Origin of the sequence: Streptosporangium roseum DSM 43021 (genome assembly GCF_000024865.1) — a bacterium.
In the GTDB taxonomy this organism is placed as follows: domain Bacteria; phylum Actinomycetota; class Actinomycetes; order Streptosporangiales; family Streptosporangiaceae; genus Streptosporangium; species Streptosporangium roseum.
In genome coordinates, this window is sequence record NC_013595.1 from 9,311,289 (window position 1) to 9,338,051 (window position 26,763).

22 protein-coding genes are annotated in these 26,763 nt (G+C 71.5%); 11 read left to right on the plus strand and 11 right to left on the minus strand.

The window, feature by feature from the left end:
- Positions 1-3: 3 nt before the first annotated feature.
- The 3 genes from SROS_RS40760 (at position 4) to SROS_RS40770 (ending at position 3,853) form a co-directional block, all read left to right on the plus strand.
- Entirely contained in the window at positions 4-1,851 is a 1,848-nt protein-coding gene (locus SROS_RS40760; RefSeq protein ID WP_012894814.1) for a sigma factor-like helix-turn-helix DNA-binding protein, read from the plus strand.
- An 18-nt stretch (positions 1,852-1,869) separates the two neighbouring features.
- Positions 1,870-3,249 (plus strand): cysteine--tRNA ligase, encoded by a 1,380-nt coding sequence (cysS, locus tag SROS_RS40765; RefSeq protein WP_012894815.1) that lies wholly within the window; start codon positions 1,870-1,872, stop codon positions 3,247-3,249.
- Positions 3,250-3,376: 127 nt separating this feature from the next.
- On the plus strand, positions 3,377-3,853 hold the full coding sequence (locus SROS_RS40770; RefSeq protein ID WP_043658009.1) for a GNAT family N-acetyltransferase: 477 nt from the start codon (positions 3,377-3,379) through the stop codon (positions 3,851-3,853).
- Positions 3,854-3,917: 64 nt separating this feature from the next.
- Here SROS_RS40770 and rraA read toward each other — a convergent pair whose 3' ends face one another.
- A complete protein-coding gene (gene rraA, locus SROS_RS40775; protein WP_012894817.1) occupies positions 3,918-4,397 on the minus strand; it encodes a ribonuclease E activity regulator RraA in 480 nt (159 codons plus the stop codon).
- Positions 4,398-4,483: 86 nt separating this feature from the next.
- Here rraA and SROS_RS40780 point away from each other — a divergent pair, with 86 nt between their 5' ends.
- Positions 4,484-7,051, plus strand: coding sequence for a penicillin acylase family protein (locus tag SROS_RS40780; protein ID WP_012894818.1), 2,568 nt, complete (start codon positions 4,484-4,486; stop codon positions 7,049-7,051).
- 93 nt (positions 7,052-7,144) lie between these two features.
- On the opposite strand, the gene SROS_RS40785 is transcribed toward SROS_RS40780, so the two are convergent.
- Genes SROS_RS40785 through SROS_RS46660 form a run of 5 tightly spaced genes read right to left on the minus strand, consistent with a single transcriptional unit; the run spans position 7,145 to position 11,595 of the window.
- The gene (locus SROS_RS40785) at positions 7,145-8,152 is read right to left on the minus strand and encodes an MBL fold metallo-hydrolase (RefSeq protein ID WP_012894819.1); all 1,008 of its coding nucleotides are present in this window, start codon (positions 8,150-8,152) and stop codon (positions 7,145-7,147) included.
- 38 nt (positions 8,153-8,190) lie between these two features.
- Positions 8,191-8,637, minus strand: coding sequence for a hypothetical protein (locus SROS_RS40790; protein ID WP_012894820.1), 447 nt, complete (start codon positions 8,635-8,637; stop codon positions 8,191-8,193).
- A gap of 17 nt (positions 8,638-8,654) precedes the next feature.
- A complete protein-coding gene (locus SROS_RS40795) occupies positions 8,655-9,209 on the minus strand; it encodes a DUF6113 family protein (RefSeq protein WP_012894821.1) in 555 nt (184 codons plus the stop codon).
- 5 nt (positions 9,210-9,214) lie between these two features.
- Complete coding sequence (mshB, locus tag SROS_RS40800) at positions 9,215-10,123, minus strand: N-acetyl-1-D-myo-inositol-2-amino-2-deoxy-alpha-D-glucopyranoside deacetylase (RefSeq protein ID WP_012894822.1); 909 nt, start codon at positions 10,121-10,123, stop codon at positions 9,215-9,217.
- Positions 10,120-11,595: a glycosyltransferase family 39 protein gene (locus SROS_RS46660; protein WP_052317146.1), complete on the minus strand. Its 1,476-nt coding sequence runs from the start codon at positions 11,593-11,595 to the stop codon at positions 10,120-10,122. Before SROS_RS46660 ends, mshB begins: the two co-directional genes overlap by 4 nt.
- Before the next feature lie 131 nt (positions 11,596-11,726).
- Between SROS_RS46660 and SROS_RS40810 the strand changes: the two genes are divergently transcribed.
- Positions 11,727-13,787 carry a S9 family peptidase gene (locus SROS_RS40810; protein ID WP_043653958.1) on the plus strand — a complete coding sequence of 687 codons (2,061 nt, stop codon included), beginning with the start codon at positions 11,727-11,729 and terminating at the stop codon, positions 13,785-13,787.
- 57 nt (positions 13,788-13,844) lie between these two features.
- Here the strand turns inward: SROS_RS40810 and SROS_RS40815 are convergent, their stop codons facing one another.
- Positions 13,845-15,590 carry an ABC transporter ATP-binding protein gene (locus SROS_RS40815; RefSeq protein WP_012894825.1) on the minus strand — a complete coding sequence of 582 codons (1,746 nt, stop codon included), beginning with the start codon at positions 15,588-15,590 and terminating at the stop codon, positions 13,845-13,847.
- A gap of 67 nt (positions 15,591-15,657) precedes the next feature.
- Positions 15,658-17,274 carry an ABC transporter ATP-binding protein gene (locus SROS_RS40820; RefSeq protein ID WP_245564459.1) on the minus strand — a complete coding sequence of 539 codons (1,617 nt, stop codon included), beginning with the start codon at positions 17,272-17,274 and terminating at the stop codon, positions 15,658-15,660.
- Between the two features lie 235 nt (positions 17,275-17,509).
- Between SROS_RS40820 and SROS_RS40825 the strand changes: the two genes are divergently transcribed.
- Complete coding sequence (locus tag SROS_RS40825; protein ID WP_012894827.1) at positions 17,510-17,743, plus strand: hypothetical protein; 234 nt, start codon at positions 17,510-17,512, stop codon at positions 17,741-17,743.
- A gap of 2 nt (positions 17,744-17,745) precedes the next feature.
- A complete protein-coding gene (locus SROS_RS40830) occupies positions 17,746-18,324 on the plus strand; it encodes a Clp protease N-terminal domain-containing protein (RefSeq protein WP_012894828.1) in 579 nt (192 codons plus the stop codon).
- Positions 18,325-18,525: 201 nt separating this feature from the next.
- Here SROS_RS40830 and SROS_RS40835 read toward each other — a convergent pair whose 3' ends face one another.
- From SROS_RS40835 to SROS_RS40845, 3 genes are all read right to left on the minus strand, one after another.
- Complete coding sequence (locus SROS_RS40835; protein ID WP_012894829.1) at positions 18,526-19,263, minus strand: succinate dehydrogenase/fumarate reductase iron-sulfur subunit; 738 nt, start codon at positions 19,261-19,263, stop codon at positions 18,526-18,528.
- Complete coding sequence (locus SROS_RS40840) at positions 19,260-21,188, minus strand: fumarate reductase/succinate dehydrogenase flavoprotein subunit (protein ID WP_012894830.1); 1,929 nt, start codon at positions 21,186-21,188, stop codon at positions 19,260-19,262. The genes SROS_RS40835 and SROS_RS40840 overlap by 4 nt, the downstream gene beginning before the upstream one ends.
- 81 nt (positions 21,189-21,269) lie before the next feature.
- Positions 21,270-22,031, minus strand: coding sequence for a succinate dehydrogenase cytochrome b subunit (locus SROS_RS40845; RefSeq protein WP_012894831.1), 762 nt, complete (start codon positions 22,029-22,031; stop codon positions 21,270-21,272).
- A gap of 198 nt (positions 22,032-22,229) precedes the next feature.
- Here SROS_RS40845 and SROS_RS40850 point away from each other — a divergent pair, with 198 nt between their 5' ends.
- The 4 genes from SROS_RS40850 to SROS_RS40865 all read left to right on the plus strand — a co-directional run bounded on the left by SROS_RS40850 (position 22,230) and on the right by SROS_RS40865 (position 26,570).
- Positions 22,230-23,162 (plus strand): LysR family transcriptional regulator, encoded by a 933-nt coding sequence (locus SROS_RS40850; RefSeq protein WP_012894832.1) that lies wholly within the window; start codon positions 22,230-22,232, stop codon positions 23,160-23,162.
- A 228-nt stretch (positions 23,163-23,390) separates the two neighbouring features.
- The gene (locus SROS_RS40855; RefSeq protein ID WP_148269372.1) at positions 23,391-24,545 is read left to right on the plus strand and encodes a PP2C family protein-serine/threonine phosphatase; all 1,155 of its coding nucleotides are present in this window, start codon (positions 23,391-23,393) and stop codon (positions 24,543-24,545) included.
- A complete protein-coding gene (locus tag SROS_RS40860; RefSeq protein ID WP_012894834.1) occupies positions 24,542-26,128 on the plus strand; it encodes a sensor histidine kinase in 1,587 nt (528 codons plus the stop codon). The genes SROS_RS40855 and SROS_RS40860 overlap by 4 nt, the downstream gene beginning before the upstream one ends.
- A complete protein-coding gene (locus SROS_RS40865; RefSeq protein WP_012894835.1) occupies positions 26,121-26,570 on the plus strand; it encodes a response regulator in 450 nt (149 codons plus the stop codon). The genes SROS_RS40860 and SROS_RS40865 overlap by 8 nt, the downstream gene beginning before the upstream one ends.
- Positions 26,571-26,763 lie beyond the last annotated feature (193 nt).

Below are 26,763 nucleotides of genomic sequence, written 5' to 3' on the forward strand. Positions count from 1 at the left end.
TCAATGAACCTCAGCCTGAGCGACATCGCGCCACCCCTGCGCTGGACCTCTCCCGGCCAGGTAGCGCCGATCGCAACCGACCCCCGTCTCCCAGAGGCATGGTGGCAGGCACTTACGCTGGACCGGGCCTGCTCCACCATCGGGACCTCAGAGGTCGCCGGACGTCTCGCCGATCTCGCCCTGGCGTGCTGGGGACATCTGATGCTCGGCGACATCCTGCCCCTGCTCAGGTTCGCCGACCCGGCGGAGAGCGTCCGCACGCCCGAGGGGCTCGGCCGGGAAGTGGTGCACAAGCTGTTCACCGGCGTGCTGGAGCGGCTGCTCGAACCCGTCACCGAGGAGAGTGTCGCCCAGGTCCGTCCCTCCCGGCCGGACCGGCCGCTGCCCGAGCTGATCGACGAGGTCTTCGCCGCCCTGGACGACCGCCAGCGCGCCATCGCCAGGGACCGCCTCTACGCCTCGCAGCGGGCCACGCTCGACGACCTGGCCCAGCGGTTCTCGGTGACCAGGGAACGCATCCGGCAGATCGAGCGCGACCTGCGCGACCACGTCGACGCCTGGCTGGCGAGTGAGGACGCCGCGCCGCTGGTCGCCCACGTGTCCTGGCTGCGGGGCCGGCTCGGCTCCGCCGTGCCGGCCGACGACCTGGCCGCGGCGGTGCCGTGGCACCGCACCGACATGGCCACGCTGGGCATCCCGGCCTGGCGGTTCGTGCGGACCCTGCTGAGCGGCTACGACCAGGTGGACGGCTGGCTGGTGGCGGGCGGCGCCGACGAGCTGCGGGAGAAGACCCGCCAGCTCTTCACCGACGGGCCGCGCCCCCTCGACGAGGCCGTCACGCTGGTCAGCCAGCTCGGGATCCGCGAGGACGTGGCCGAGCGGTGGCTCATCGCGGTGCCCCAGCTCCGGGTCCTCGAAGGCCACGTGGTGCCCTGGCCGCGCAGCGTCAACGACAAGGCCGAGGCCGTGCTCGCGGTGGCGGGGACCGCGCTGACCCCCGAGGAGATCCAGGAGCGCATCGGCGAGGACTACAGCCTCGTCGGCATCCGCAACCAGCTCACCGCCGACGACCGGTTCCTGCGGCTGGACCGCAACAAGTACGGGCTGTCGCGCTGGGGCGGCGAGCAGTATCTGGGCATCAGGGAGATGATCGTCCGGGAGATCGAACGGTCCAACGGCGAGGCGTCGGTCAACACGGTCGTGACGAACCTCACCGCGCGCTACGACGTGAGCGAGAGCTCGGTCCGCGCCTACGCGGGCGGGCCCGGCTTCGAGCGCACCCAGCGCGGGTGGATCCGGGTCGCCGGGTCCGAGCAGGCCGACTACCAGCCCCGCCGCGACGTCTCGGCGACCCGCCGCTGCTTCCGCAGCCGCGACGGGCGCTGGTGGCACCGGGTGGACGTCAACGCCGAGCACCTGCGCGGCTCGGGCTCCCCCCTGCCCACCGGCTTCGCCGCGCACCTGGGCATGGCCCCCGGGGGCCAGCTCACCGCCTCCACCCCGTCGGGCGACGTGGTGATCAGCTGGCACAACCAGCCGACCATGGGGTCCATCCGGCCGATCCTGGTCGCCTCCAACGCCTCCGAGGGCGACCACGTCTTCCTGACGGTCTCCGACGGCGGCGAGCTGCTGACCCGCTACCTCCCCGCCGCCTCCCCCGGCCTCCCGGCCCTGAACCGGGCCCTCTACCTGATCGGCTACACCGCCCCGGTCGCCTCCGAGGCCGAGGGCATCCGCCTGATCGGCGCCCGGATCGGCCTCGCCGACGGCTGCACCCGCGAGGAGGTCATCGCCCGCCTGCGCGATCGCGGCGACCGCGAGATCCTCGCCTTCCTGGAGGGCTCCGGCTGAGGAGAATAGGGTCGAGGCATGCTACGGCTGTATGACACACGGAACCGCCAGGTCGGACCGGTCCTCCCCGAAGGGGCCCGGTCCATGCGGATGTACACCTGCGGGCCCACCGTCTACCGCTACGCCCATGTCGGCAATTTCCGGTCGTACGTGCTGGCGGACCTGATCAGACGGGTCAGCGAGCGGCAGCGGATCCGGGTGGTCGCCTGCCGGAACATCACCGACGTCGGGCATCTGGTGGACGACGCCGAGATCGACCCCGCCGGTGAGGACAAGATCCTGCTCCAGGCGCGGGCCGAGGGACGGACCGGGCTGGAGATCGCGCGGTTCTACGAGGCGGCCTTCCTGTCCGACACCGCCACGCTGAACATCCGGCCGCCCGAGCACTCCCCCAGGGCCACCGAGACGATCGACCTGATGATCGAGATGATCGCCAAGCTGATCGAGAAGGGGCACGCCTACCCCACCCCCGACGGGTCGGTCTTCTTCGACGCGGCCTCCTTCCCGACCTACGGCGAGATCTCCGGCAACCGGCTCGACCGGCTGAAGCCCGGCCACCGGCTCGAAGGCGTCGATCCCCGCAAGCGGTTCCACGCCGACTGGGCCCTGTGGAAGCCCTCGGACCGCGAGATGACCTGGGAGGCCCCCTGGGGCCGCGGCTTCCCCGGCTGGCACATCGAGTGCTCGGCCATGTCCCTGCGGTTCCTCGGCGAGCACATCGACGTGCACACCGGCGGGATCGACCTGCGCTTCCCGCACCACGAGGACGAGCGCGCCCAGTCCGACGCCACCGCCGGTCACGAGGTGGTCAGGCACTGGGTCCACGGGGAGCACCTGCTGTTCGACGGGCGCAAGATGGCCAAGTCCACCGGCAACGTGGTGCTGCTCCAGGACGTGGTGGACGCGGGCCTGGATCCGCTGGCCGTACGGCTGGCGCTGCTGGAGCACCGTTACCGCCAGCAGATGAACCTCACCTGGGACACGCTCCGGGCCGCCGACAGGACCCTGCGGCGCTGGCGCTCCCACGTCGCCGAGTGGTCGGAGACGCCGAGCCGCCCGATGCCCGCCGAGCGGGTCTCGCGGATCGAGGCCGCCTTCGACGACGACCTCGACACCCCGCTGGCCCTGCGGCTCATGCGGGAGCTGGAACGCGACGACTCGATCGCGCCCGGCTCCCGGTTCGAGGCGTTCCTGCACCTGGACCAGATCCTCGGGCTGGACCTGTCGATCGACATCGGCAGGTCCAGGAGCCTGCCGCCGGGCGCCGCCGACCTGCTGGAGCGGCGCCTGCGGGCACGCGCCGCCAGGGACTGGGCCGTCTCCGACCGGCTCCGCGACGAGCTGGCCACCATGGGTGTGCAGGTCACCGACACCCCCGAGGGCCAGACCTGGTCGTAGTCCCGGCCCCGGCGGCCGCGTCCCTTCCGGCGCCGGCCTCGCCGATCCAGTATGGAATGGTCATGCTCCGGCAGGGCGCAAGGGCGGATCGCGATTAATGTCGGTGGCGGCCGATAGCGTCCCGATCATGAGTGAGACTGGCGTTGTCGTACGGCCTGCCACGGTTGCGGATCTGGAGGGGGTAGTGGCCTGCAGTTCCGCGCTGTTCGCCGAGGACGCCGGAGCCCGTGACCTCACCCTCAACCTGAACTGGCCCGTGGAGCACGGCCCGGCCTGGTTCGCCGACGCGCTGGCCGACCCCGACCACCTGGTGACGGTCGCCGAGGCGGGCGGCCGGATCATCGGCCACCTGACCGGGCGGCTGTCCGGGCCCACCGTGATGCGGCCGGTCACGGTGGCGACCCTGGGCAGCGTCTACGTGCGGCCCGCCCACCGCGGCCAGAAGATCGGGGCCGATCTGGTGGAGGAGTTCAGGGCGTGGGCCCGCCGCCGCGGGGCGCGGTACGCCGGGGTGACGTCGTACGCGAGCAACGAGGCGGCCGTGCGTTTCTACGAGCGCAACGGCTTCGCCACGCGGTCGGTGGTGCTGGAGACCGCGCTGTAGCGGTCCCGGCCCGTGTACGGCGGGACACCACGCCGGTGAACCCGTCCGGCCCCGGCGCGCGGGCTCAGAGCAGGGCGCGCGGGCTGACGACGAGGCCGTCCTCGTCGCTGTAGAGCCATGCGCCGGGGACGAAGGTGACCTCGCCGAAGGTGACGGGGACGTCGAGGTCTCCGGCGCCCTTTTTGGCACTCTTGCGGGGGTTGGAGCCGAGGGCCTTGATGCCCAGCTCCAGACCGCCCAGGGCGACCGTGTCGCGGACGGCCCCGTTGACGACGACGCCGGACCAGCCCGACGAGACGGCGGAGGCGGCGATCAGGTCGCCCATCAGGGCGGTGCGCAGGGAACCCGCGCCGTCCACGACCAGCACGCGCCCCTCGCCCGGCGTGGTCAGGACCTGCTTGACCAGGGCGTTGTCCTCCAGGCAGCGGATGGTCGCGATCGGCCCGGCGAAGCGGGGACGCAGGCCGTACGAGCGGAACTGGGTCAGGCAGCTGTCGAGGACGTCGCCGTGGGCGTCGATGAGATCGGCGGTCGTGAACTCCATGCGTCGCATTCTGGCTAACGCGGAATCGGCGTTTCGCCTCCGGGGTGCTGCCAAACTTATTCGATCACGTCGTATAGGAGGTCTTTGTGAGGTTCCGGCCGTATGCCTGGATGCCCCGGCCGCTCAAGTGGCTCGCACGGGCGTTCACCGTCCTCGTGGTCCTCGGGCTGGTCCTCGCCGGGGTGGGCGTGTGGACGGTGCGCGCCTCCTTCCCTCAGCTCGCGGGCGAGCTCAAAGTGGATGGTCTGACCGGAAAAGTCACTGTATATCGCGATAAAACAGGTATTCCTCATATCTATGCGGACTCTTCCGACGACCTGTTCCTCGCCCAGGGCTACGTGCACGCCCAGGACCGGTTCTTCGAGATGGACTTCCGCCGGCACGTGACGGCCGGACGGCTGTCGGAGATGTTCGGCTCCGCGACGCTCGTCGAGGACAAGGTCATCCGGACCATGGGCTGGCGCAAGGTCGCCGAGGCCGAGCTGCCGATGCTCACCGAGCAGACCCGGCGCCACCTCGACTCCTACGCCAAGGGCGTGAACTCCTGGATGGACCAGCACGAGGGCTTCACCTCCAAGAGCCTGGAGTACGCGGTCCTCAAGCTCACCAACTTCGGCTACGAGCCCGAGCCGTGGACTCCGGTGGACTCCCTGTCCTGGCTCAAGGCCATGGCCTGGGATCTGCGCTCCAACATGGCCGACGAGATCGGCCGGGCGCTCGCGGCGAGCAGGCTGCCCCGCGAGCGGGTCGAACAGCTCTGGCCGGGCTATCCCTTCGACACCCACCAGCCGATCGTCGCCCAGGGGTCGGTCACCCGGCGCGGCTTCGACCAGGACGTCGAGCCCGGCGCGGACACCGACCAGGTGGACACCGGCACCGGCCGGCCGGACACGGGCGCGCTGACCCGCGCGGCCGAGGCCCTGCGGGCGGTGCCGAGCCTGATGGGCGACCCCAAGGGCGGCAACGGCATCGGCTCGAACTCCTGGGTGGTCGGCGGCAAGCACACCGGCTCGGGCAAGCCGCTGCTCGCCAACGACCCGCACCTGTCGGCGAACATGCCCTCGGTCTGGTACCAGGCCGGGCTGCACTGCCGTACCAAGAGCGCCGAGTGCCCGTTCGACGTCACCGGGTTCACCTTCTCCGGGGTGCCCGGCGTGATCATCGGGCACAACGACAAGATCGCGTGGGGCTTCACCAACCTCGGCCCCGACGTCGCCGATTTGTATCTGGAGCGGGTGAAGGACGACTCCTACCTGTTCATGGGCGACTGGAAGCCGCTCACCACCAGGATCGAGACGATCAAGGTGGCTGGAGGCGACCCGGTCCGGCTCACGGTCCGGGAGACCATGCACGGCCCGATCGTCTCCGACGTCATGCGGGACGTGAAGGACACCCTGCCCGGCGCGGCGACGGCCTTCCAGGAGAAGGCCGACGCGGTCGCGCTGAAGTGGACGGCGCTGGAGCCCGGCAGGAGCGCCGACGCGATCTTCGCCCTCGACGCCGCGCAGAACTGGCAGGAGTTCCGGGCGGCGGCGAGCAGGTTCGACGTGCCCGCGCAGAACCTGATCTACGCCGACACCAAGGGCAACATCGGCTACCAGGCACCGGGCCGGATCCCGGTGCGGACCCGGGGCGACGGCACCTGGCCGGTGCCGGGCTGGACCGGCGAGTACTCCTGGCAGTCGACCATCCCCTTCGACGAGCTGCCCAGCGTCTACAACCCGCCCGAGGGCTACATCGTGACCGCCAACAACGCGGCCATCGACCCCGAGCGCTACCCGCGCATGCTCACCAAGGACTGGGCGTACGGCTACCGCTCCCAGCGCATCCTGGACCGCCTCCAGGCCGAGCTGAGGAAGGGCAAGGTCGACGCGGAGGCGATGGGCGAGGTGCAGCAGGACACCCACAACGGCTTCGCCCAGTTCCTGGTGCCCAAACTGATGGCCCTCAAGGTCGCCGGAGCCTCCGGGGACGCCCGCGATCTGCTGCGCACCTGGGACTACTCCCAGGGCGCGGGGTCGAGCCCGGCGATGTACTTCAACGCCGTCTGGCGGCACCTGCTCATCGAGACCTTCAACGACGACCTGCCGGAGAACGCCTGGCCGACCGGCGGCGACCGCTGGTTCGAGGTGGTCCGCGTCATGCTCGACAACCCCGGCGACCCGTTCTGGGACGACGCGCGGACCTCGGGGACGGAGACCCGCGACGACATGCTGCGGCGGGCCATGGCCATGGCCTACGACGAGCTGAGCACCCGCCTCGGCCCGGACGTCAAGGCCTGGCGCTGGGGCGACCTGCACGCGCTGACGCTCACCAACCAGACCTTCGGCACCTCCGGGATCGCCCCGGTCGAGTGGCTGTTCAACCGGGGCCCGCTCCCGGTGAGCGGCAACGACGACGCGGTCAACGCCGCGGGCTGGGACGTCCAGGAGGACTACGCCGTGAACTGGCTGCCGTCCATGCGGATGGTGGTCGACCTGGCGGACCTGGACAGGTCCCAGTGGATCAACCTGACCGGCGCGTCGGGCCACGCCTTCCACGACAACTACTGGGACCAGGCCCCGCTCTGGGCGGGCGGGCGGACCACCCCCATGCTCGCCCGGGAGGAGTCGATCAAGAAGGCCGCCAGGAACACCCTGATCCTCAGGCCCTGAGGGGCCTGCCGCGCCGGAGAGAGGTGCATCGGGACCGGACGGGCCAGGAGGGGAGCCGCGTGGCGGCGGGCGGGGGCGCCGCGGCCGCGCCGCTCACCGGTCCGTCGCCCCTCTCAGGTCCGCCTGGTCGGCTCCCTTGAGGGTGCGGGACTCGCCGACGGCGAGATCCCACAGGTCCGCGCGGTCCCGGCCGGCCCCCGCCCAGGCCGCGCGGGCCTGCTCCACCGGCGCGAGCAGCCGCTCACCCGACAGCACGAACGTGCCCCAGTGCATGGTCGCCATCCGCCGCGCCCCGACCTCCTCACACGCCCGTACGGCCTCCGCCGGATCGACGTGCACGGCCCTCATGAACCAGCGGGGCTCGAACGCCCCCACCGGCATCAGCGCCAGGTCGATGCCGCCCGGGTAGCGGGCCCCGATCTGGGCGAACCGCTCGCCGTAGGCGCTGTCCCCCGCGAAGTAGACCGCCTGCCCGGCGCACCTGATGACCCAGCCGCCCCACAAGGTCCTGCAGGTGTCCCAGACCGACCGGCGGCTCCAGTGGTGGGCGGGCACGAAGTCGAACCCGACCTCTCCGATCCGGACGCTCTCCCACCAGTCGAGTTCGGTGACGTCGCGGAACCGCCTCCGGGTGAACCAGGGCCTCAACCCTGCCGGGACGAGGACCGGGGTCGTCCTGGGCAGCCGGTTCATCGTCGGCGCGTCCAGGTGGTCGTAGTGGTTGTGGCTGATCACCACGGCGTCCACGCGGGGCAGGTCCGTCCACGCGACGCCCGGCGGGGTGAGCCGCTGCCGGATCCCGGGGATCTTCCGCGCCCAGACCGGGTCGGTGAGGATCGTCAGGCCGCCGATCTGCAGGACGTAGGTCGCGTGGCCCACCCAGGTGACGATCGTCTCGGTCCCGGCCGCCCGGGGCAGCCCGTCGCGGTGGACCGGGATCTGGTCGGCGTCCCCGATGTCGGGCCGGAAACCGCCGTGCCAGGCCACGGCCAGCAGTTCCCGGAACGCGGGGAGCGGAGAGGTCAGCCGATCCCTGAAGCTCCGCGGCCACGATCGGCCGGGCACGCGCGGCGATGTCTCCGGCTGGATGGTCTGCGACATGAACGCCCCCTTCGGCAGCTATCCATCCCCCGATGAACCTATTGCGAGCAATCGCCCCTCTCATCATTTTTTGTCGGTATCCACCAGGGCGTTTTACGGGGATAGTTCCCGTCTTCCAGGTTCGCCAGTCGCTCGAAGACATTCCACGAGGCCTGGTGCCCGCAGATCAGGACGGAGACGACCACCGCCACGACGTACAGCGGGAGCATCGGCAGGCCGACGCAGACCATGTACTGGGAGGCGTGCCGGGCCTCATGCCTGAGCAGGCCACCGGTCAGGTAACCCTCCTCGTGCCGGGTCAGCACCACGTTGCCGACGGTGAACGCGCCGGCGACCGGGAAGGGGAGGCGGTAGCCGTGGGCGAGGATCAGCCCGCCGGGCCCCGCCGCCGTCCGCGCCCCGCCGAGGCGTGCCACCAGCAGCCCCAGCGGCGTGGACAGGTTCACGTAGTTGAGCGTCCGCCGTACCCGGTGCAACCGCCGCATACCGGGATTGTGCGCTATCAGGCCGGGCCGCGGTAGCGGTCCTCCCCCTGCGGGTGGGCGGGGTCCGGCCGAGCCTGGGAGGCGTCCGGCTGAGCGGTGTGGGAGCCGTACGGCCGGTCCGGGTGGGGGTCCAGGTCCTGCGGGCGGGAGCCGTACGGGCCCTGTGTGAGCAGCCACGCCCCGCCGCCCGACGGGGAGAGCAGGACACCCGCCAGGATCGCGATCAGGCCACCGTAGAGGTAGACGTATCCGGCCGGGTCGTTGGCGATGATCACGTCGCCTTCCGGGCTGCCGCCCAGCCAGATCAGCGTGATCGCCATCCAGCCCACCCCGGGCGCCAGGGCGGCCAGCCGGCCCCTCATTGCATACCCGGCGCCGTAACAGGCCATGGCCAGCAGGACGACCCAGCCGACGGCCGAGATCGGGAAGGGCCGGAGATACCACGAGTGCTGGAAGCCGCCCAGCACCCCCATCATGAGGCCGAGCAGGACCAGCACGGCGTACGCCGCGGCGGCGACCGTCGCCGCCGAAGGCCGCTGTGCCGTCTGGTGGACCTGCTCCGTCACAATCATCGAGGTTAGTGGATCCCCGCGAAGAGATCGGCCTCACGGTCGTACGGCTCGCCGAGGCCTCCGACTTCGAGCGGCGCCCCCGGTCCCGCGGGTCCGGGCACCCCGGAGCGCAGGATGAAGTGCTCCACCGCGAGCGCCTCCTGGCCGATGTTGTTGGACAGGGCGAACCAGGGCGCCTCCACGCTGATCTGGGTCGCGTGCGCCCGCATCGCGTCGAGCTTGCGGCCCACGTGGGCCCGGCCGTCGATCTCGGTGGTGACGTCCTCGTCCGCGCAGCCGAACGGCAGGTCGTCGATGGCGTCCTCGGTCAGGAAGCTCACATCGGCCTCGCGCAACGCCTCGGCCGTCCGGTGCATCGTGGACCTGGCCGTCGCGGTGAAGTAGAACTTGGCGATCCGCCACGGCTCCCCCTCGCCGAACGCCGGGTCGGCGGCCAGCTCGAAGGCGCGCCAGGAGACGCGGTGGGCCTGGATGTGGTCCGGGTGGCCGTAGAAGCCGTTCTGGTCGTAGGTGACGAGGACCTGGGGGCGCACCTCGCGGATGACCTTGACCAGCTCCCCTGCGGCCTCGTCGAGGTCGGCCTGCCAGAAGGCGTTGTCGCGGTGGTTGGAAGCGACGCCCATCATCCCGGAATCGCGCCAGCGGCCCGCGCCGCCCAGGAAGCGGTGGTCGGTGACGCCGAGGGCCTCGCAGGCCGCGGCGAGCTCGCCGACGCGGTGCTCGCCCAGCGTGTCGTCCCGGTCGGCGGCCAGATGGGCCAGCTCCGCCGGGATGACCTCGCCCTCCTCGCCGAGCGTGCAGGTCACCAGCGTGACGTGGGCCCCCTCGGCGGCGTATTTGGCCATGGTCGCGCCGCTGCCGATCGTCTCGTCGTCGGGGTGGGCGTGCACGAGCAGCAGGCGCCGATCAGTCATGCGTCAGAGGGTATCCGCCTGGTGTAGAGGGTGATGCGGACCGCCCCGGATATCCGGGTCTGCCCGGCCTTCCGGAAGTCCCGCTTGAGCTCCTTCAACCGGGGGTTCTCCTCCCACTCGGGACCACGGATGCGCCGCGAGACCAGCCACACACGGTCGGATCCCGGTCCCAGGGCACTCAGCCTGCGGTACGGCTCGCCGTACACGACGACGAACAGCCGGAAGCGCTCGGGAACGTAGAGGACGGCATCGCCGGGCCGCTCCTGGGCGCTCAGCTCCGCGGCGAGGGTACGGAGGTCGTCGGGGCGGTTGGCCGGCCCGCGGACGGCGAGGTGGGCACTCGCGGCGAGCACGGCCAGAGCCGTCAGGGCCGCCCAGGTCGCCGGGGTACGGCGGAGCGCGGCCAGGCCGACTCCGGCCAGCAGGGCCAGGCCCGGGACCGCGAAGAGGACGTAGCGCGGGCTGTAGACCGGATGGATCTGCGAGATCAGCAGGGACAGCACCACGGGAAGGACCGCCCAGGGCACCGCCACCCCCGCCAGCGAGGGCCGCCCCGGCCCCTCTCCCGCCACCGGGCCCTCCCGGCGACCTCCCGCCGTCAGGCCCTCCCGGTGACCCGTCAGGTCCTCCCGGTGATCCGTCAGGTCCTCCCGGTGACCTCCCGCCTCCGCGTCCTGCCGGCGACCTCCCGCCGTCAGGACTCCCCGGCGGCGCAGGCGCGTCCCGTGCCAGATCCCGAGCAGGACCAGGGCGATCAGCGTGGCGAGGAACAGCGCGGGCAGGAGCGGCGACGTCCACGCCGCGTCGCCTCCGGCGATGTCCACGCCGAGCTGCCCCAGCTCGGGAAGGCCGGGCACCTTCAGCCAGAAGAGCTGCTCCTCCCGCTGCCCGGAGGCGATCACCGCCAGCGGCGCGAGCAGCACCCCGGCGCCGGCCAGCGACGCCAGCCACGGGACGGTCTCCCCGCGCCTGCGGACGACGACGGCGGCGTGGGCGGGCAGCAGGAGCAGCGCGTAGAGGTGGAACCAGCCGAGCAGCGCGACCAGCAGGCCGTACCAGGCGTAGCGCGACCGGCGCTCGCCGAGCAGGACCCAGGTGGCGGCCACCGCCACCGCGCTGACCAGGGCGTAGCTCCGCGCCTCCTGGCCGTATCGGCTGATCATCGGCAGCAGCGCGTAGACCAGCCCGGCCAGCAGCCCCACCTGCGGGGTGGCCAGCCGCCGCCCGATGGCCGCGACCCCGAACGTCGCCCCGGCGACCGCGAGCGCCGAGGGCAGCCGGACCGCGAACTCCCCGCCGAACGCGGCGAACGGCCTGAGCATGAGGTAGTACAGCGCGTGCACGGCGTCGATGTCGTCGAGCAGCCGCCACAGCTCGTCGAACGACATGGTCGCCGCCATCACGCTCACCGACTCGTCCCGCCAGAAGGACGGGGTGCCGATCCCCCAGAGCACGAGCACGAGCGACAGCACGGCAGGCGTTGCCGGAGAGCGAGCGATTCGCGCGGAAAGTGTCACCTGCCCAAGTTTCTCCCAAGACATCTGTTGCCCAAGCCAGCATCGGGACCCCCGGGACCGGACGTGGAGCTGGCAAGATGACTGGTATGAGTGAGAGCTTCCCTCGTCTGCACGCAAGGACCCGCCGATTCACCCTCGGGGTGCCGCGTGGCTTCACCATCGCCCCGGGCGGCGACCGCGTCGTCTTCCTCCGGACGAAGGGCGGTTCCGACCCGGTCACCTGCCTGTGGGAGTTCGACGTGGCCGGCGGCAAGGAGCGGCTGATCGCCGACCCGCGCGCGCTGGCCGTGAACGAGGACGACCTGCCGGCCGAGGAGCGGGCCCGCCGCGAGCGCAGCCGGGAGCAGGCGGGCGGCATCGTCGGTTACAGCACCGACAAGGCGGTGACCACCGCGGCCTTCGCGCTCTCCGGCGGCCTCTACGTCGCCGATCTCAAGACCAAGAGGATCCGGCGGTTGAAGACGGCCGGCCCGGTGATCGACCCGCGGGTCTCCCCCACCGGCGAGCACGTCGGCTACGTGACCGGCGGCGCGCTCCACGTCCAGGACCTCGAGGACGAGGTCGACCACGTGCTGGCCCGCCCCGAGTCCCCCGAGGTGACGTACGGCCTGGCCGAGTTCATCGCCGCCGAGGAGATGAACCGCATGCGGGGCTACTGGTGGTCCCCGGCGGGCGACGCGGTGCTGGCCGAGCGGGCCGACGACTCGCCGGTCGACAGGTGGCACATCGCCGACCCGGCCAACCCCTCCCGCCCGGCCGCCGAGCAGCGCTACCCCGCCGCCGGCACGGCGAACACCAGGGTCGAGCTGTTCCTCCTGGCCCTGGACGGCTCCCGCACTCCCGTGCCCTTCGAGGACGAATACCTGGTCACCGCCTCCTGGGACGCCCACGGCCTGGCGATCGTCACGATGCCGCGCGACCAGAAGAGCATCCGCCTGCTCAAGGTCGACCCGGCCACGGGCGGCTCGACGGTCGTCCGCGAGGACACCGACCCCGCCTGGGTGGACATCGTCCCCGGCGTGCCCGGTCACCTGTCCGACGGCACCCTGGTCTGGGCGGCGAACGTCGGCGGTGGCCACCGCCTGATCATCGGTGACGAGCCCGTCACGCCGGCCACCCTCCAGGTCCGCGAGGTCGTCGACGTCGACGGTGACGCCGTGCTCTTCCGGGCCGGCGGCGATCCCACCGAGATCGCCCTGTGGGCCTACAAGGACGGCCGCATCACGCTGGTCAGCCCGGCCGAGAGCGGCGTCTACAGCGGCCACACCGCGGGCGGCACGCTGGTGGTCACCGGCCAGACCCTCGACAGCGAGGGCCCGGTCACGCGCGTCCTCCACCACGGCAAGCCCCGCGGCCACATCGCCTCGCACGCCGAGCGGCACGGCCTGGACCTGCGGGTCTCCCTGATCCGCGCGGGCGCGCGCGACCTGGCGACCGCCGTGCTCTTCCCGTCGGACCACGTGCCCGGCTCGGCGAGGCTCCCGGTCCTCATGGACCCCTACGGCGGGCCGCACGCCCAGCGCGTCCTGGCCGCCTCCGGCGCCTACCTGACCAGCCAGTGGTTCGCCGACCAGGGCTTCGCGGTGGTCGTGGCCGACGGCCGCGGCACCCCGGGGCGCGGCCCCGAGTTCGAGCGGGCCGTCCTGCACGACCTGGCCACCCCGCCCCTGGAGGACCAGGTCGACGCCCTCCAGGGCGCCGCCGCGCGGTTCCCCGACGACCTGGACCTGTCCCGGGTCGGCATCCGCGGCTGGTCCTTCGGCGGCTTCCTGGCCGCCCTGGCCGTGCTCCGCCGCCCGGACGTGTTCCACGCGGCCGTCGCCGGAGCGCCGGTGACCGACTGGCGTCTCTACGACACCTGCTACACCGAGCGCTACCTCGGCCGGCCGGAGGAGGGCCACTACGAATCGTCGTCCCTGTTCGCCGACGCCGAGAAGCTGGACCGCCCCCTCCTGCTGATCCACGGCCTGGCCGACGACAACGTGGTCGCCGCCCACACCCTCCGCCTGTCCTCCGCCCTCCTGGCGGCGGGCCGCCCGCACAACGTCCTGCCGCTGTCCGGCGTCACCCACATGACCCCCCAGGAGGTCGTGGCGGAGAACCTGCTCCTGCTCCAGGTCGACTTCCTCAAGAAGGCCCTGGGCTGAGGCCGGCCCCGGGACGGCTCCTCCGGCCGGGCGGGGCCGTGCCCCGCCCGGCCGGTCTCACTTCGAGGTGCCGTGCCAGCTGCTCCACAGCGCCGCGTAGGAGCCCTCGGCCGCGACGAGCTCGTCGTGGGAGCCGAGCTCGCTGATCCGGCCGTCCTCGACCACCGCGACCCGGTCGGCGTCGTGCGCCGTGTAGAGGCGGTGGGCGATGGCGATCACGGTGCGGCCGTCGAGGACGGCGGCCAGTGACCGCTCCAGGTTGCGCGCGGCCCGGGGGTCGATCAGCGAGGTGGCCTCGTCCAGGACGAGGGTGTGCGGATCGGCCAGGACCAGGCGGGCCAGGGCGAGCTGCTGCGCCTGGGCGGCCGAGACCGGTTCGCCGCCGGAGCCGACGGCGGTGTCCAGGCCGCCGGGCAGGGCCTCGACCCAGTCCCAGGCGTCCACGGCCTCCAGCACCTCGCGGACGCGCGCGTCGTCCGCGTCGGGGCGGGCGATCAGCACGTTGTCGCGCAGGGTGCCCCGGAACACGTGGTGCTCCTGGGTCACCAGGGCGACATGGCCGCGCAGGTCGTCCAGCGGGAGCTCGACCAGAGAGGTGCCGCCGACCGTGACCTCGCCGGTGCGCGGGCCGTGGATGCCCGCGAGCAGGCGGCCCAGCGTGGACTTGCCCGCCCCGGACGGGCCGACCATCGCCAGCCGCTCCCCCGGCTCGACCACCAGGTCGATGCCGTGCAGCACGTCGTGGCCCTCGCGGTAGGCGTAGCGGACGTCCTCGGCCCGCAGCCTCTCGCCGTCGGGAGTGCCGGAACCGGCCTCGCGGTCGTCGGGCACCTCGGCGACCCCCAGCAGGCGGGCCATGGAGGCCCCGCCCACCTGGAGCTCGTCGATCCACATGAGCAGCCGGTCGAGCGGGTCGATGAGCTGCTGCACGTACAGCGTGGCCGAGGTGACCTGGGCCAGCGTTGCCCAGTCCTGGATGTAGAACACGCCGCCCAGGACCAGGGTGGCCACGATCGGGATCACGTAGCCGAGCTCGACCGCCGGGAACCAGATGGTGCGCAGCCTGAGGGTGTAGCGCTCGGCCGCCCACGACCGGGAGATGTCGGTGTCGGTACGGCGGTGCCGCCGGGCCTGCAGGCCCAGGGCCTCCACGGCGCGGGCCCCTCCGACCGTCTCGGCCAGACCGTCGGTCATGTCCGCGTAGGCGGCGCTCTCACGCAGGTAGCCGTCCCGGGCCCGCTTGAGGTACCACCGGGTGGCGATCCACAGGATCGGCACGGCCAGCAGCGAGGGCAGCACGAGCAGCGGCCCCACCAGCAGCAGCGCGCCCACGGTGATCACGCAGGTGACCACCGCGATCAACGTCTCGGGTACGGCGTGCCGTACGGTGCGCGACAGCGAGTCCACGTCCCGCGAGGTCCGGGTGATCAGGTCGCCGGATCCAGCACGCTCGACGGTGGACAGCGGCAGGCCGAGCACCCGGCCGACGAACTCCTGGCGCAGCTCGGCGAGGACCTTCTCACCGAGCTTGGAGGAGACGTAGACGGCGAACCTGACCAGCACCGCCTGGGCGACCAGGAAGCCGCCGACGGCCAGCGCCACCAACGTGACGTCGACCCCGGCGCCGTCGCTGACCCCCTCGACCAGCGAGCCCAGCAGCCACGGCACCGCCAGGCCCGCGACGGCGGCCAGGCCGTGCAGGCCGAGCGCCGCCGTCAGGTCCCGGGGGTACTTCAGCGTGAGCCTGCGGGCGTACGCCCGGACCTGCGCCTGGTCGGCGACGGGCAGGATCTGCCTGCTCATGCGTTCTCCTCCCCTCGGTACCCGTAACCTGCGTTCACGCGCTCACGACGCCCTGCGGCCCGCTCGCTCACGAGTCTTCCCCTCTGGTGACCAGGGCGGTGTAGGCCGGCACGGTGGCCAGCAGCTCCCGGTGCGTTCCCTGGGCGCGCACGACACCGCCCTCGACGTAGATCACCTGGTCGGTGCGGTCGAGTACCAGCGGGCTGGTCGTGCAGACCAGGGTGGTCTTGCCGGCTCGGGCCTTGGCCAGCCGGTCGGCGATGCGCGCCTCGCTGTGGGCGTCCACCGCGCTGGTGGGCTCGATGAGGATGAGCACCTCCGGGTCGGCGGTCAGCGCCCTGGCCAGCCGGAGCCGCTGCTGCTGGCCGCCGGAGAACTCCCGCCCCGACTCGGCCACATGCCCGTCGAGGCCGCCGGGCAGCGCCTCGACGATGTCCTCCGCGCACGCGGTGCGCAGCGCGTCGGCGATGTCCTCGGCCGACGCCTCGCCGGAGACGTCCAGCTCGTCCCTGAGCACCCCGGCGAACAGCTTCGCGCCGTTGTCGGCGACCAGGATCCGGCGGCGGACCTCGGCGAGCGGCAGGGTGTCCAGCGGCACGTCGCCGAAGTCCACGTCGCCGTCGCCGTAGCGGCCGAGCCGGTCGGCGATCGTGACGGCCTCCTCGGGCGAGGTCGCCGCGAGGGCGGTGAACACGCCGGGACGGACCGCGACCCCGGAGGCCACGTCGCGCAGCAGGCCCCCGCCGGAGTGCCCGGCGGCGCCGCCGCCCACCTCCGGTTCGAGGGTGAGGATCCGCACCACCCGGCGGGCGGCGACGTGGCCCTTGGTCAGCTTGTCGGCCGCCTCGGTGAGCGCCCGCATGGGGGCGATCAGGAAGACCGCGTAGCCGTAGAAGGCGACGAGCTGGCCGGGGGTGATCTCGTCCCGGATCGCGAAGGTCGCGCCCAGCCAGGTCACCAAGGCGATCAGCAGGCCGGGCAGCAGGATCTGGGCGCCCTCCAGCATCGACTCGACCGCGGCCACCCGCACGCCCGCGTGCCGTACTTTCTGGGACTCCTCGGTGTAGCGGTCGGCGAAGACCTGCTCGCCGCCGATGCCGCGCAGCACCCGCAGACCGGCGACGATGTCGGCGGCGCGGGTGGACAGGTCGCCCTGGAGGTCGCGGTGGGCGTGCTGGCGCCTGTGCAGCGGCCGGAGCAGGGGGGCGACGGCGACGGCCATGATCGGCACGCCGATGAGCACCATCAGGCCCAGGGGCAGCGAGGCCCTGATCAGGATGACGGTCACCGTGACGATGGCGACGATCGCGCCGGTGCCCCGGAGCAGGATGTCCATCGCGTTGCCGATGTGGGCGATGTCGGAGTTGCCGACGCTGACCACCTCGCCGGTGGACATGCGCTTGGGCAGGGTCGCGCCCAGCCGGGTCGACTGCCGTACGGTGACCTGGACGGTCCGGTAGGCGGCGCTCAGCCAGTTGTAGACGGCCATCCGGTGCCGGAGGATGCCGGCGACGGCCTGCACGATCCCCAGGCCGAGCAGGACCCCGCCCCAGGTGAGGAGGGCCGGCAGGTCTTTGGCCCTGATGGCGTCGATGCCCTTGCCCATCGCCTCCGGCACGAGCGCCATCGCCAGCCACCACAGGATGGCGTAGCCGATGCCGATGAGCAGCGGGCCCGCCTGCATACGGGCTATCCAGCGCAGGTATCGGATCGGACTGCGGGCGTCAGGAATGCCGGGGTCGGCAACAGGTAGGGAGCGCATAGCCTCCCCAGGCTGACAAACTCCCGCCTCACCAGCAAACCATTTTCTGACCGGCGGCACCGCCGATCGGTTCCCTGACCGGCCGATCGGCGCTCCCGGCCGAGGAAACCGTCAATCAGGGTTGACAACCATATGATGTCAACCTAAATTGACAGACATGAGCGATACGGCACAGCTGGCCTCCGACGCCGGCAGCCGCGATCCGGCCGTCGGCCTGCGGGCCGTACGGGCGTTGCGGATGCTGGTCGATCGGCTGGAGGCCCTTCAGGTGGAGAACGCCAGGGATCAGGGCTGGTCCTGGCAGGAGATCGCGTACTGCCTGGAAGTCACCCGGCAGGCGGTGCACAAGAAGTACGCGGGCGGCCGAGGTTTGCTGAGACGGGAGAAATAGCCATGTTCGAACGGTTCACCAGCGAAGCCCGGCAGGCGGTGAAGCTCGCCCAGCAGAACGCCCGCCGGCTGAACCACCACCTCGTCGGCACCGAGCACGTCCTGCTGGGCCTGCTCGACCAGCCGGAGAGCGACTCGGCCGAGATCCTCGGGCGGCACGGGCTGGACCACGACCGGGCCTCCCGGGCGGTGATGGACCTCGTCCCGCGCACGCCGAAGGACGCGCTCGACGCGGAGGCGCTGGAGTCGATCGGCATCGATCTGTCCGCCATCAGGGACAGGGTCGAGGCGGCCTTCGGACCCGGCGCCCTGGACCGGCCGCCGCAGCGCGGCCACCGGGGCGGGCTGATCAGCGGACGGCACATCCCCTTCTCCCCCCGGGCGAAGAAGGCGCTGGAACTCTCCCTGCGGGAGGCCGTCGCCCTCAAGCACGGCTACATCGGCGACGGCCACATCCTGCTGGGGGTGCTCCGCGAGGGGCAGGGGCTGGGCTCACGCGTCCTCGCCGACGCGGAGATCGACACCGAGGCTGTGCGGCGGGAGGTCGTCCTGCGGCTCGGCACCCGGCGCAAGGCCGGGTAGGGACCCGTACGAGGCCGGGCGGAGACCGCACCGGGGCGGGGCGCCCCGGGAGGCCCCTTCGCCCGGAGTCCGGCGCCCCGCAAGCACACCGGCCCCGGTGAGGGGTGCCGGCGCTCCGGCCCGGGAAAGGACGACGCCCCGGTGCCCGGCCGAGACGGCCGGGCACCGGGGCGCTCACCGCCTACGCGGGACCACCGGGGGCTACTTCGACGCCCTGAGGTAGTCGCGGTTCATCTGGGCGATGGTGTCCAGCGGGATGCCCTTGGGGCAGACCGCGGTGCACTCGCCGGTGTTGGTGCAGCCGCCGAAGCCCTCGGCGTCCATCTGCTCGACCATGGCCTTGGCGCGGGAGTCGCGCTCGGGCTGGCCCTGCGGGAGGAGGCTGAGGTGAGTGATCTTGGCGGCGGTGAAGAGGGAGGCCGAGCCGTTCGGGCAGGCGGCGACGCACGCGCCGCAGCCGATGCAGGTGGCCGCGTCGAACGCCGCGTCGGCGTCGACCTTCTTGACCGGGACGCTGTGCGCGTCGGGGGCGGACCCGGCCGGGACGGACACGAAGCCGCCCGCCTGGATGATCCGGTCGAACGCCGAGCGGTCCACGACCAGGTCCTTCACCACCGGGAAGGGCGCCGCGCGCCACGGCTCGATGGTGATGACCGCGTTGTCCTCGAAGTGCCGCATGTGGAGCTGGCAGGTGGTGGTGGCCACCTGCTCTCCGTGCGCGACACCGTTGATGACCATGCCGCACATGCCGCAGATGCCCTCGCGGCAGTCGTGGTCGAAGGCGACCGGGTCGTCGCCCTCCAGGATGAGACGCTCGTTGAGCACGTCGAGCATCTCCAGGAAGGACATGTCAGGAGACACGTCCTCGACGCCGTAGGTGACCATCCGGCCCTTGTCCTCGGGGCCCTTCTGGCGCCAGACCTTGAGTGTCAGGTTCACTTGTAGCTCCGCTGGCTCATCTTCACGTACTCGTAGTCGAGGTCTTCCTTGTGCAGGACCGGGCCCTGCTCGCCGTACTCCCAGGCCGCGACGTAGGCGAAGTTGTCGTCGTCGCGCAGGGCCTCGCCGTCGGCGTCCTGCGACTCGGCGCGGAAGTGGCCGCCGCACGACTCGGTGCGGTGCAGCGCGTCGATGCACATGAGCTCGGCCAGGTCGAAGAAGTCGGCCACCCGGCCGGCCCGCTCCAGCGCCTGGTTGAGCTCGTCGGCCTCGCCGGACACCTTCACGTTCTTCCAGAACTCCTCTCGGAGCTCCGGAATCCGCTCCAGCGCCTTGCGCAGCGACTCCTCGGTGCGCTCCATGCCGCAGTAGTCCCACATGAGCTTGCCCAGCTCGCGGTGGTAGGAGTCGGCGGTGCGGTCGCCGTTGTTCGACAGCAGCCTGTTGATCTTCTCGCGGACCGCGATCTCGGCCTCGGCCACGGCCTCCTCGTCGACCTCCCCGTAGGGACCGTTGGCGAGGTAGTCGCCGATCGTGGTCGGCAGCACGAAGTAGCCGTCGGCCAGGCCCTGCATCAGCGCGGACGCGCCGAGGCGGTTGGCGCCGTGGTCGGAGAAGTTGGCCTCGCCGATCACGAACAGGCCGGGGATCGTGGACTGCAGGTCGTAGTCCACCCACAGCCCGCCCATCGTGTAGTGCACGGCGGGGTAGATGCGCATCGGCTGGGTGTAGGGGTCCTCGCCGGTGATGCGCTCGTACATCTCGAAGAGGTTGCCGTACTTCTTCTCCACCGCGTCGCGGCCCAGGCGGCGGATCGCGTCGGCGAAGTCGAGGTAGACGCCCAGACCGCCGGGGCCGACGCCGCGGCCCTCGTCGCAGACGTTCTTGGCGGCGCGGGAGGCGATGTCACGCGGGACCAGGTTGCCGAACGCGGGGTAGATGCGCTCCAGGTAGTAGTCGCGCTCGTCCTCGGGGATCTGCGAGACGGGCCGGTCGTCGCCCGCCTTGACCGGCACCCACACGCGGCCGTCGTTGCGCAGCGACTCCGACATCAGGGTCAGCTTGGACTGGTAGTCGCCGCTGACCGGGATGCAGGTCGGGTGGATCTGGGTGTAGCAGGGGTTGGCGAACATCGCGCCGCGCCGGTGCGCCCGCCAGATCGCCGTGGTGTTGCAGCCCTTGGCGTTGGTGGACAGGAAGAACACGTTGCCGTAGCCGCCACTGGCCAGCACGACCGCGTCGGCCAGGTGCCGCTCGATCTCGCCGGTGACCATGTCGCGGACGATGACGCCGCGCGCCCGGCCGTCGGAGATGATCAGGTCGAGCATCTCGTGGCGGGTGTGCATCTCCACGGTCCCGGCCGCGATCTGCCGCTCCAGCGCCTGGTAGGCGCCGAGCAGCAGCTGCTGCCCCGTCTGGCCCCGGGCGTAGAAGGTCCGGGAGACCTGCGCGCCGCCGAAGGATCGGGTGTCGAGCAGGCCGCCGTACTCGCGGGCGAACGGCACGCCCTGGGCCACGGCCTGGTCGATGATGTTCACGCTGACCTGGGCGAGCCGGTAGACGTTCGACTCGCGGGCGCGGAAGTCGCCGCCCTTGACCGTGTCGTAGAACAGCCGGTAGATCGAGTCGCCGTCACCGCGGTAGTTCTTGGCGGCGTTGATGCCGCCCTGGGCCGCGATGGAGTGCGCGCGCCGGGGCGAGTCCTGGTAGCAGAACGACTTGACGTTGTAGCCCAGCTCGCCGAGGGTCGCGGCGGCCGAGCCGCCCGCGAGGCCGGTGCCGATGACGATGACGTTGAGCTTGCGCTTGTTGGCCGGGTTGACCAGTTTGGCGCTGAACTTCCGCTTCTCCCAGCGGTCCTCGATCGGACCCTCCGGAGCCTTGGTGTCGCGGATCGGCGCGCCTTCGGTGTATTTCGTGGTCATCGTCCGCTCACCGCTCCTCGTTCGCTACGCGGAATGCCTGCCGCGCGGCGCCTGCCGCCACGCTCACTGCGTCGGATCCGCTCACTTGATCGCCCCGGCCATGACGGCGAGGGGGACGGCGAGGAAGCCGAGGACCAGCACCGCGGAGATCCCGGCGGCGACGCCCTTGAGCGGGCGGTAGCTGCGGCCGCTCGCCAGGCCGAGCGTCTGGAACGCGCTCCACAGGCCGTGCCTCAGGTGCAGGCCGACCATGATGACCGCGACCACGTAGAAGACCGTGACCCACCAGCGCGACGGGTCGAAGCCCTGCACCAGCCGGTCGTACGGCGTGCCGTCCCAGCCGGCCGGGTTGACCGCGCCGAACGTCAGGTCCAGCAGGTGCCAGATGACGAACAGGACGATGATCACACCGCCGTACCGCATGGTGTGCACGGCGTAGCCGCCCGCCTGGGACTTGCGCTTGGCCGCGTACTTGACCGGGCGGGCCTTGCGCGCCCGGCGGGCCAGGGAGATCGCCGACCACATGTGCAGCCCGACGGCCGCGGCCAGCACGACCTCGACGACGGTCAGCAGGACGCGCCGCGGGACGATCGGCTCGCCCATGGTCCGCAGGAACTCGGCGTAGGAGTTGAAGGACTCGGCGCCGAAGAAGCTCTTGAGGTTCCCGGCCATGTGGCCGATGAGGAAGAGCACCAGGATGGCGCCCGTGACGGCCATCACAGCCTTCTTACCGTTGGAGGAGCCCAGCAATCCGGGCCTCCGGGGTTTCGCGGTCTTCGCGGCGGCGTCCGCGGGGGGGTTGACCCGCGCGGTGGCGGATCCGCGCTCAATCGTGGCAGTCACACACGCGACGCTAGGTAAGGTGGTTTCCCTCCGTCCAAGTCATCGTGGATGTCGTTTCCATAGCCTCCGGCTATTATCTCTGCGTCCGGGCGGCTTCGTTCCCGGGGTCCCGCGGGCCGGTGCGAGCAATCTCACATCATCCCCGACGGCGGGGGCCGCCCCGGATGCGCCACCGGCGCCTCCGTACGCTAGGGAAACGTGCAGCTCCAGCAACTCGCCTACTTCGTGGCGGTAGCCGAGGCCCGGCACTTCACTCAGGCCGCCGAACGGATGCGCGTCGCCCAGCCGTCGCTCAGCAAGCAGGTCAAGGCCCTGGAGGCCGAGCTCGGCGCGCCGCTGCTCAGCCGCGCCCGGGGGAACGTCACCCTCACCGCCGCCGGGGAGGCCCTGCTGCCGCTGGCACGCCGGATGCTGGCCGACGCCGAGACCGCGCGGCGCGAGGTCGGCGAGCTGGCCGGGCTGCGCCGCGGCCGGGTCCGGCTGGGCGCCACGCCCTCGCTCTGCGCCGGGCTGATGGCCGACGCCCTGGCCAGGTTCCACCGCGCCTACCCCGGCATCGAGCTGCTCGTGGAGGAGGGCGGCTCCCGCGACCTGGTCCGCACCCTGGCGCGCGGCCAGCTCGACCTCGCGTTGATCATCATGCCCCTGCAGAGCGACGACCCCGCCCTGGTCACCGAGGAGGTCCTGCGGGAGAACCTGGTCGTCGTCTCCCCCACCGACTCCCAGGCTCGCAGGCCGTACCTGCGGATAGAGGAGCTGCGCGGGCAGCCGATGGTGATGTTCCGGCGCGGCTACGACCTGCGGGAGGCCACGCTCGGCGCCTGCCGCCAGGCCGGGTTCGAGCCCAGGCTGTCGGTGGAGGGGGGCGAGATGGACGCCGTGCTCCGTTTCGTGGAGGCCGGGCTGGGGATCGCGCTGGTCCCCTCGATGGTGCTGGACGGCCGCCCCGGCCTGACCGGGACGCCGCTGGCGCCCCCAGGGCTGCAGCGCACCATCGCCATCGCGCACCGCAAGGACGTCGAACCCACCCGCGCCGCCCAGGCCTTCCACGACACCCTGCTGTTCTTCCTGGCCGAGGCCGCCCACGAGGGCAGCCTTCCCGAAGGCCTGGAGCTGATAACCGAGGGCTGATCGGGGCCATTTCCGGGATCTTTGCCGGATCGGCATACCGGGGAAGGCGCGGGCCGTAGAAAATGGTCGGGGTCCTCGGGCGACCGCACCGGGGCAGGGGTCGCGGCATCCGCCCCACTCCGGACCACCGGCGGGAGTCCGCGGTCGATCACCGTCCCATAAGTCCTGGTGTCACACTATTCTGCATAGCGTTAATAGGTGTCCCCCCGATCTCGCAAAGAGGCGTCAGTGACCGCCCCTCCCCATGACACGCTCACGATCCTTCTCATCGAGGACGACGCGGGCGATGCCTTCCTCGTGGAGGAGCTGCTCGGCGAGTCGGACGATCCACCGAAGATCATCTGGGTGCGCAGCCTGGCGGAGAGCCGGGTACGGCTGACACAGGACGTGCAGTGCGTGCTCGTGGACCTCTCGCTGCCCGACGCGACCGGCCTCGAAGCGCTGGAGCAGGTGCTCTCCATGGCGCCGCACGCCGCCGTGCTCGTGCTGACCGGGCTGAACGACACCCACGTGGGCGCGGAGGCCGTGGCCGCGGGCGCCCAGGACTTCCTGGTCAAGCAGGACGTGGAGGCCCGGCTGCTGGCGCGGGCGATCCGCTACGCGATGGAGCGCAAGCGCGCCGACCTGGCCCAGCGCAGGCTGGTCGAGGCCGAGCTGCTCACCAAGGAGAACTCCCGCCTCGAACGCGGGCTGCTGCCGGTGCCGCTGCTGGAACCCGGGCTCCTGGAGCACCAGGCCCGCTACCTGCCCGGCCGCCGCCGGGCCCTGCTCGCCGGCGACTTCTGGGACACCGTGCAGAGCCCCGACGGCGCCGTGCACGTGGTGGTCGGCGACGTGTGCGGGCACGGCCCGGACGAGGCCGCGCTGGGCGTCGCGCTGCGGATCGCCTGGCGGACCCTGGTCCTCGCCGGGCACACCGGCAATGAGCTGCTGCGCACTCTCGACTCGGTGCTCCGCCTCGAACGCAAGTCCGCGGAGATCTTCACGACGCTGTGCATCGTCACGATCGACCCCGCGCTCGGCACCGCGCGCATGCACGTGGTCGGCCACCCGCCGCCCCTGCTGATCCGCGACGGCGTGATCGGCGTGGTCCAGGGCACCCCCTCGGGGCCGCCGCTCGGCATCTTCCAGGGCGTCGACTGGTCGGAGATCGAGGTGCCGCTGGGCGCCGACTGGTCCCTGCTGCTCTACACCGACGGCCTGATCGAGGCCACCGTCGGCGGCGGCCCCGACCTGCTCGGGACCGAGGGCCTGCTCCGCCTGGTCCACGAGCAGGGCGGGATCCACCTCGACCGGCTCATCGACCGGGTGATCGAGCTGAACCAGGACGCGCTCAGCGACGACCTCGCGGCCGTGCTCATCTCACGCGGCGAGAAGCGTTGAACGTCCGCCACGGCCTGCGCCCCCTGCCCGCCGCCACCCCGGCGACGGGCTTCGGCAAGCTCCGGGTCGGGCAGTGGTTCCTGCTCGCGGGGGTGTTCATCCTGATGGTGTTCACCGTCGCCGGCGCCTTCACCGTCATCTCGATCGAGGAGACCCGCGAGGCCAGGGTGGCCGTGGTGGACGTCGTCGACCCCGCGGCGCTGCGCGCCCTGGAGATCTCCAACGCGCTGACCTCGCAGGAGAGCTCGGTCCGGGCCTACGGCAGGACCAACGAGGAGGCGTCCCTCCAGGACTACCGCAAGGCGGTCGCCGCGGAGGCCGGCGCGCTGACCGCGATCGACGGGCTGATGTCCCGGATGCCGGAGAAGCGGACGGTCGCCGCCGAGGTCGCCCGGCTGAAGGCGGCCGGAGAGGCCTGGCGGCGCGACTACGCGGAGAAGCTCATCGCCTCGGTGCCGACGTTGAAGACCGAGGCCTCCAACCGGCAGAACGCGCCCGTCAACGCCGCCCGCTTCACCGAGATCCGCCAGTCGCTCACCGCGCTCCAGGACCACCTGAACCGGCTGCACGTGGAGGGCGGCCTCCGGCTGGAGAGGGGCTGGCAGGCTCTCTACCTGGCGCTCGGCGGGGTGGCCGGTGTGCTGGTCCTGGCCGGGATCGGTTCCGTGCTCATCGTCCGGCACGCCGTACTGCGTCCGATGGCGGAGCTGAACGGCCAGGTCCGCGCGGTCGCCCAGGGAGACTTCGAGCACAAGCTCAGGGTCGAGCGCCCCTCCGAGCTGGCCGAGCTCTCCAGCCACGTGGACGCCATGCGGCGCCGCATCCTCACCGAGTGGCGGCGGGCCTCGGAGGCGCAGAGCAAGCTGGAGGAGCAGACGACGGAGCTGCGCCGCTCCAACGGCGAGCTGGAGCAGTTCGCCTACGTGGCGAGCCACGACCTGCAGGAGCCGCTGCGCAAGGTGGCCAGCTTCACCCAGATGCTCGACCAGCGCTACGGCGACCAGCTCGACGACCGTGCCAAGCAGTACATCGCCTTCGCCGTCGACGGCGCCAAGCGCATGCAGCTACTGATCAACGACCTGCTCGACTTCTCCCGGGTCGGCAGGCTCGGCGGCGAGCGGACCGCGATCGACACGGGCCTGTCCCTTCAGGCCGCGCTGAACAACCTCGCCGTGACGATCGAGGACGCCGGGGCCACGATCAGCTCCGACGACCTGCCCACCGTGCACGGCAACCGGGCCCAGCTCACCCAGCTCTTCCAGAACCTCGTCGGCAACGCGGTCAAGTTCCGCTCGCAGGAGCCGCCGCGGATCCACATCGGAGTCCGGCGCGACGGGGACATGTGGGAGTTCTCCTGCGCCGACAACGGGATAGGCATCGAGAGCAAATACACTGACAGGATCTTCCTGATCTTCCAGCGCCTGCACGGGCGCGACGTCTACGCCGGCACCGGCATCGGGCTGGCGCTGTGCAAGAAGATCGTCGAATACCACGGCGGCCGGATCTGGGTGGACGGCGAGGAGCCCGACAGACCCGGCACGACCTTCCGCTGGACCCTTCCTTACGGAGATACGGATGAATGACCTGCGCTGGATCGACGTGCTCCTGGTCGAGGACGACCCGGGCGACGTCCTGCTGACGCGGGAGGCGTTCGAGCTCAACAAGGTCAGGAACAAGCTGCACGTCGTCAACGACGGCGAGCAGGCCATGGCCTTCCTCCGCAAGGAGGGCGAGTACGCCGACGCGCCCCGGCCGGACCTGATCCTGCTGGACCTCAACCTGCCCCGCAAGGACGGCCGCGAGGTGCTCCAGGACATCAAGGGCGACGAGCGGCTCCGCGGCATCCCCGTGGTCGTGCTGACGACCTCGGAGTCCGAGGAGGACATCCTGCGCAGCTACAACCTGCACGCCAACGCCTACGTCTCCAAGCCGGTGGACTTCGACCAGTTCATCAGCGTGGTCCGGCGGATCGACGACTTCTTCGTCACCGTCGTCAAGCTGCCCAACTCCGACCAGCACTACTGAGCCGGAGCGTTCCCGCCGCCCAGACCGGGCTGACCGAGAATCTCCCTGGAGACCCGCTCAGCCCGCAGATCATGGCAGGTCGATGGCCTCTGCCTGACTAACGTGACAGGAATCACATCCGGTCAGTGAAAATGTGAGTGACCCTTCTCACATAACCCCCGGGCTCCGTCGTAACGTATCCCCACCAATATGC

Bases quoted from the DNA above. Each gene is read 5' to 3' on its own strand.
- SROS_RS40810 (WP_043653958.1), top strand. From the start codon at position 11,727: ATGAGTGAGAGCTTCCCTCGTCTGCACGCAAGGACCCGCCGATTCACC.
- rraA (WP_012894817.1), bottom strand. From the start codon at position 4,397: ATGGAGTTCACGACCGCCGATCTCATCGACGCCCACGGCGACGTCCTC.
- cysS (WP_012894815.1), top strand. From the start codon at position 1,870: ATGCTACGGCTGTATGACACACGGAACCGCCAGGTCGGACCGGTCCTC.
- SROS_RS40790 (WP_012894820.1), bottom strand. From the start codon at position 8,637: ATGCGGCGGTTGCACCGGGTACGGCGGACGCTCAACTACGTGAACCTG.
- SROS_RS40795 (WP_012894821.1), bottom strand. From the start codon at position 9,209: ATGATTGTGACGGAGCAGGTCCACCAGACGGCACAGCGGCCTTCGGCG.
- SROS_RS40785 (WP_012894819.1), bottom strand. From the start codon at position 8,152: ATGTCGCAGACCATCCAGCCGGAGACATCGCCGCGCGTGCCCGGCCGA.
- SROS_RS40825 (WP_012894827.1), top strand. From the start codon at position 17,510: ATGAGCGATACGGCACAGCTGGCCTCCGACGCCGGCAGCCGCGATCCG.
- SROS_RS40815 (WP_012894825.1), bottom strand. From the start codon at position 15,590: ATGAGCAGGCAGATCCTGCCCGTCGCCGACCAGGCGCAGGTCCGGGCG.
- SROS_RS40760 (WP_012894814.1), top strand. From the start codon at position 4: ATGAACCTCAGCCTGAGCGACATCGCGCCACCCCTGCGCTGGACCTCT.
- SROS_RS40770 (WP_043658009.1), top strand. From the start codon at position 3,377: ATGAGTGAGACTGGCGTTGTCGTACGGCCTGCCACGGTTGCGGATCTG.
- mshB (WP_012894822.1), bottom strand. From the start codon at position 10,123: ATGACTGATCGGCGCCTGCTGCTCGTGCACGCCCACCCCGACGACGAG.
- SROS_RS40865 (WP_012894835.1), top strand. From the start codon at position 26,121: ATGAATGACCTGCGCTGGATCGACGTGCTCCTGGTCGAGGACGACCCG.
- SROS_RS40840 (WP_012894830.1), bottom strand. From the start codon at position 21,188: ATGACCACGAAATACACCGAAGGCGCGCCGATCCGCGACACCAAGGCT.
- SROS_RS40820 (WP_245564459.1), bottom strand. From the start codon at position 17,274: ATGCAGGCGGGCCCGCTGCTCATCGGCATCGGCTACGCCATCCTGTGG.
- SROS_RS40830 (WP_012894828.1), top strand. From the start codon at position 17,746: ATGTTCGAACGGTTCACCAGCGAAGCCCGGCAGGCGGTGAAGCTCGCC.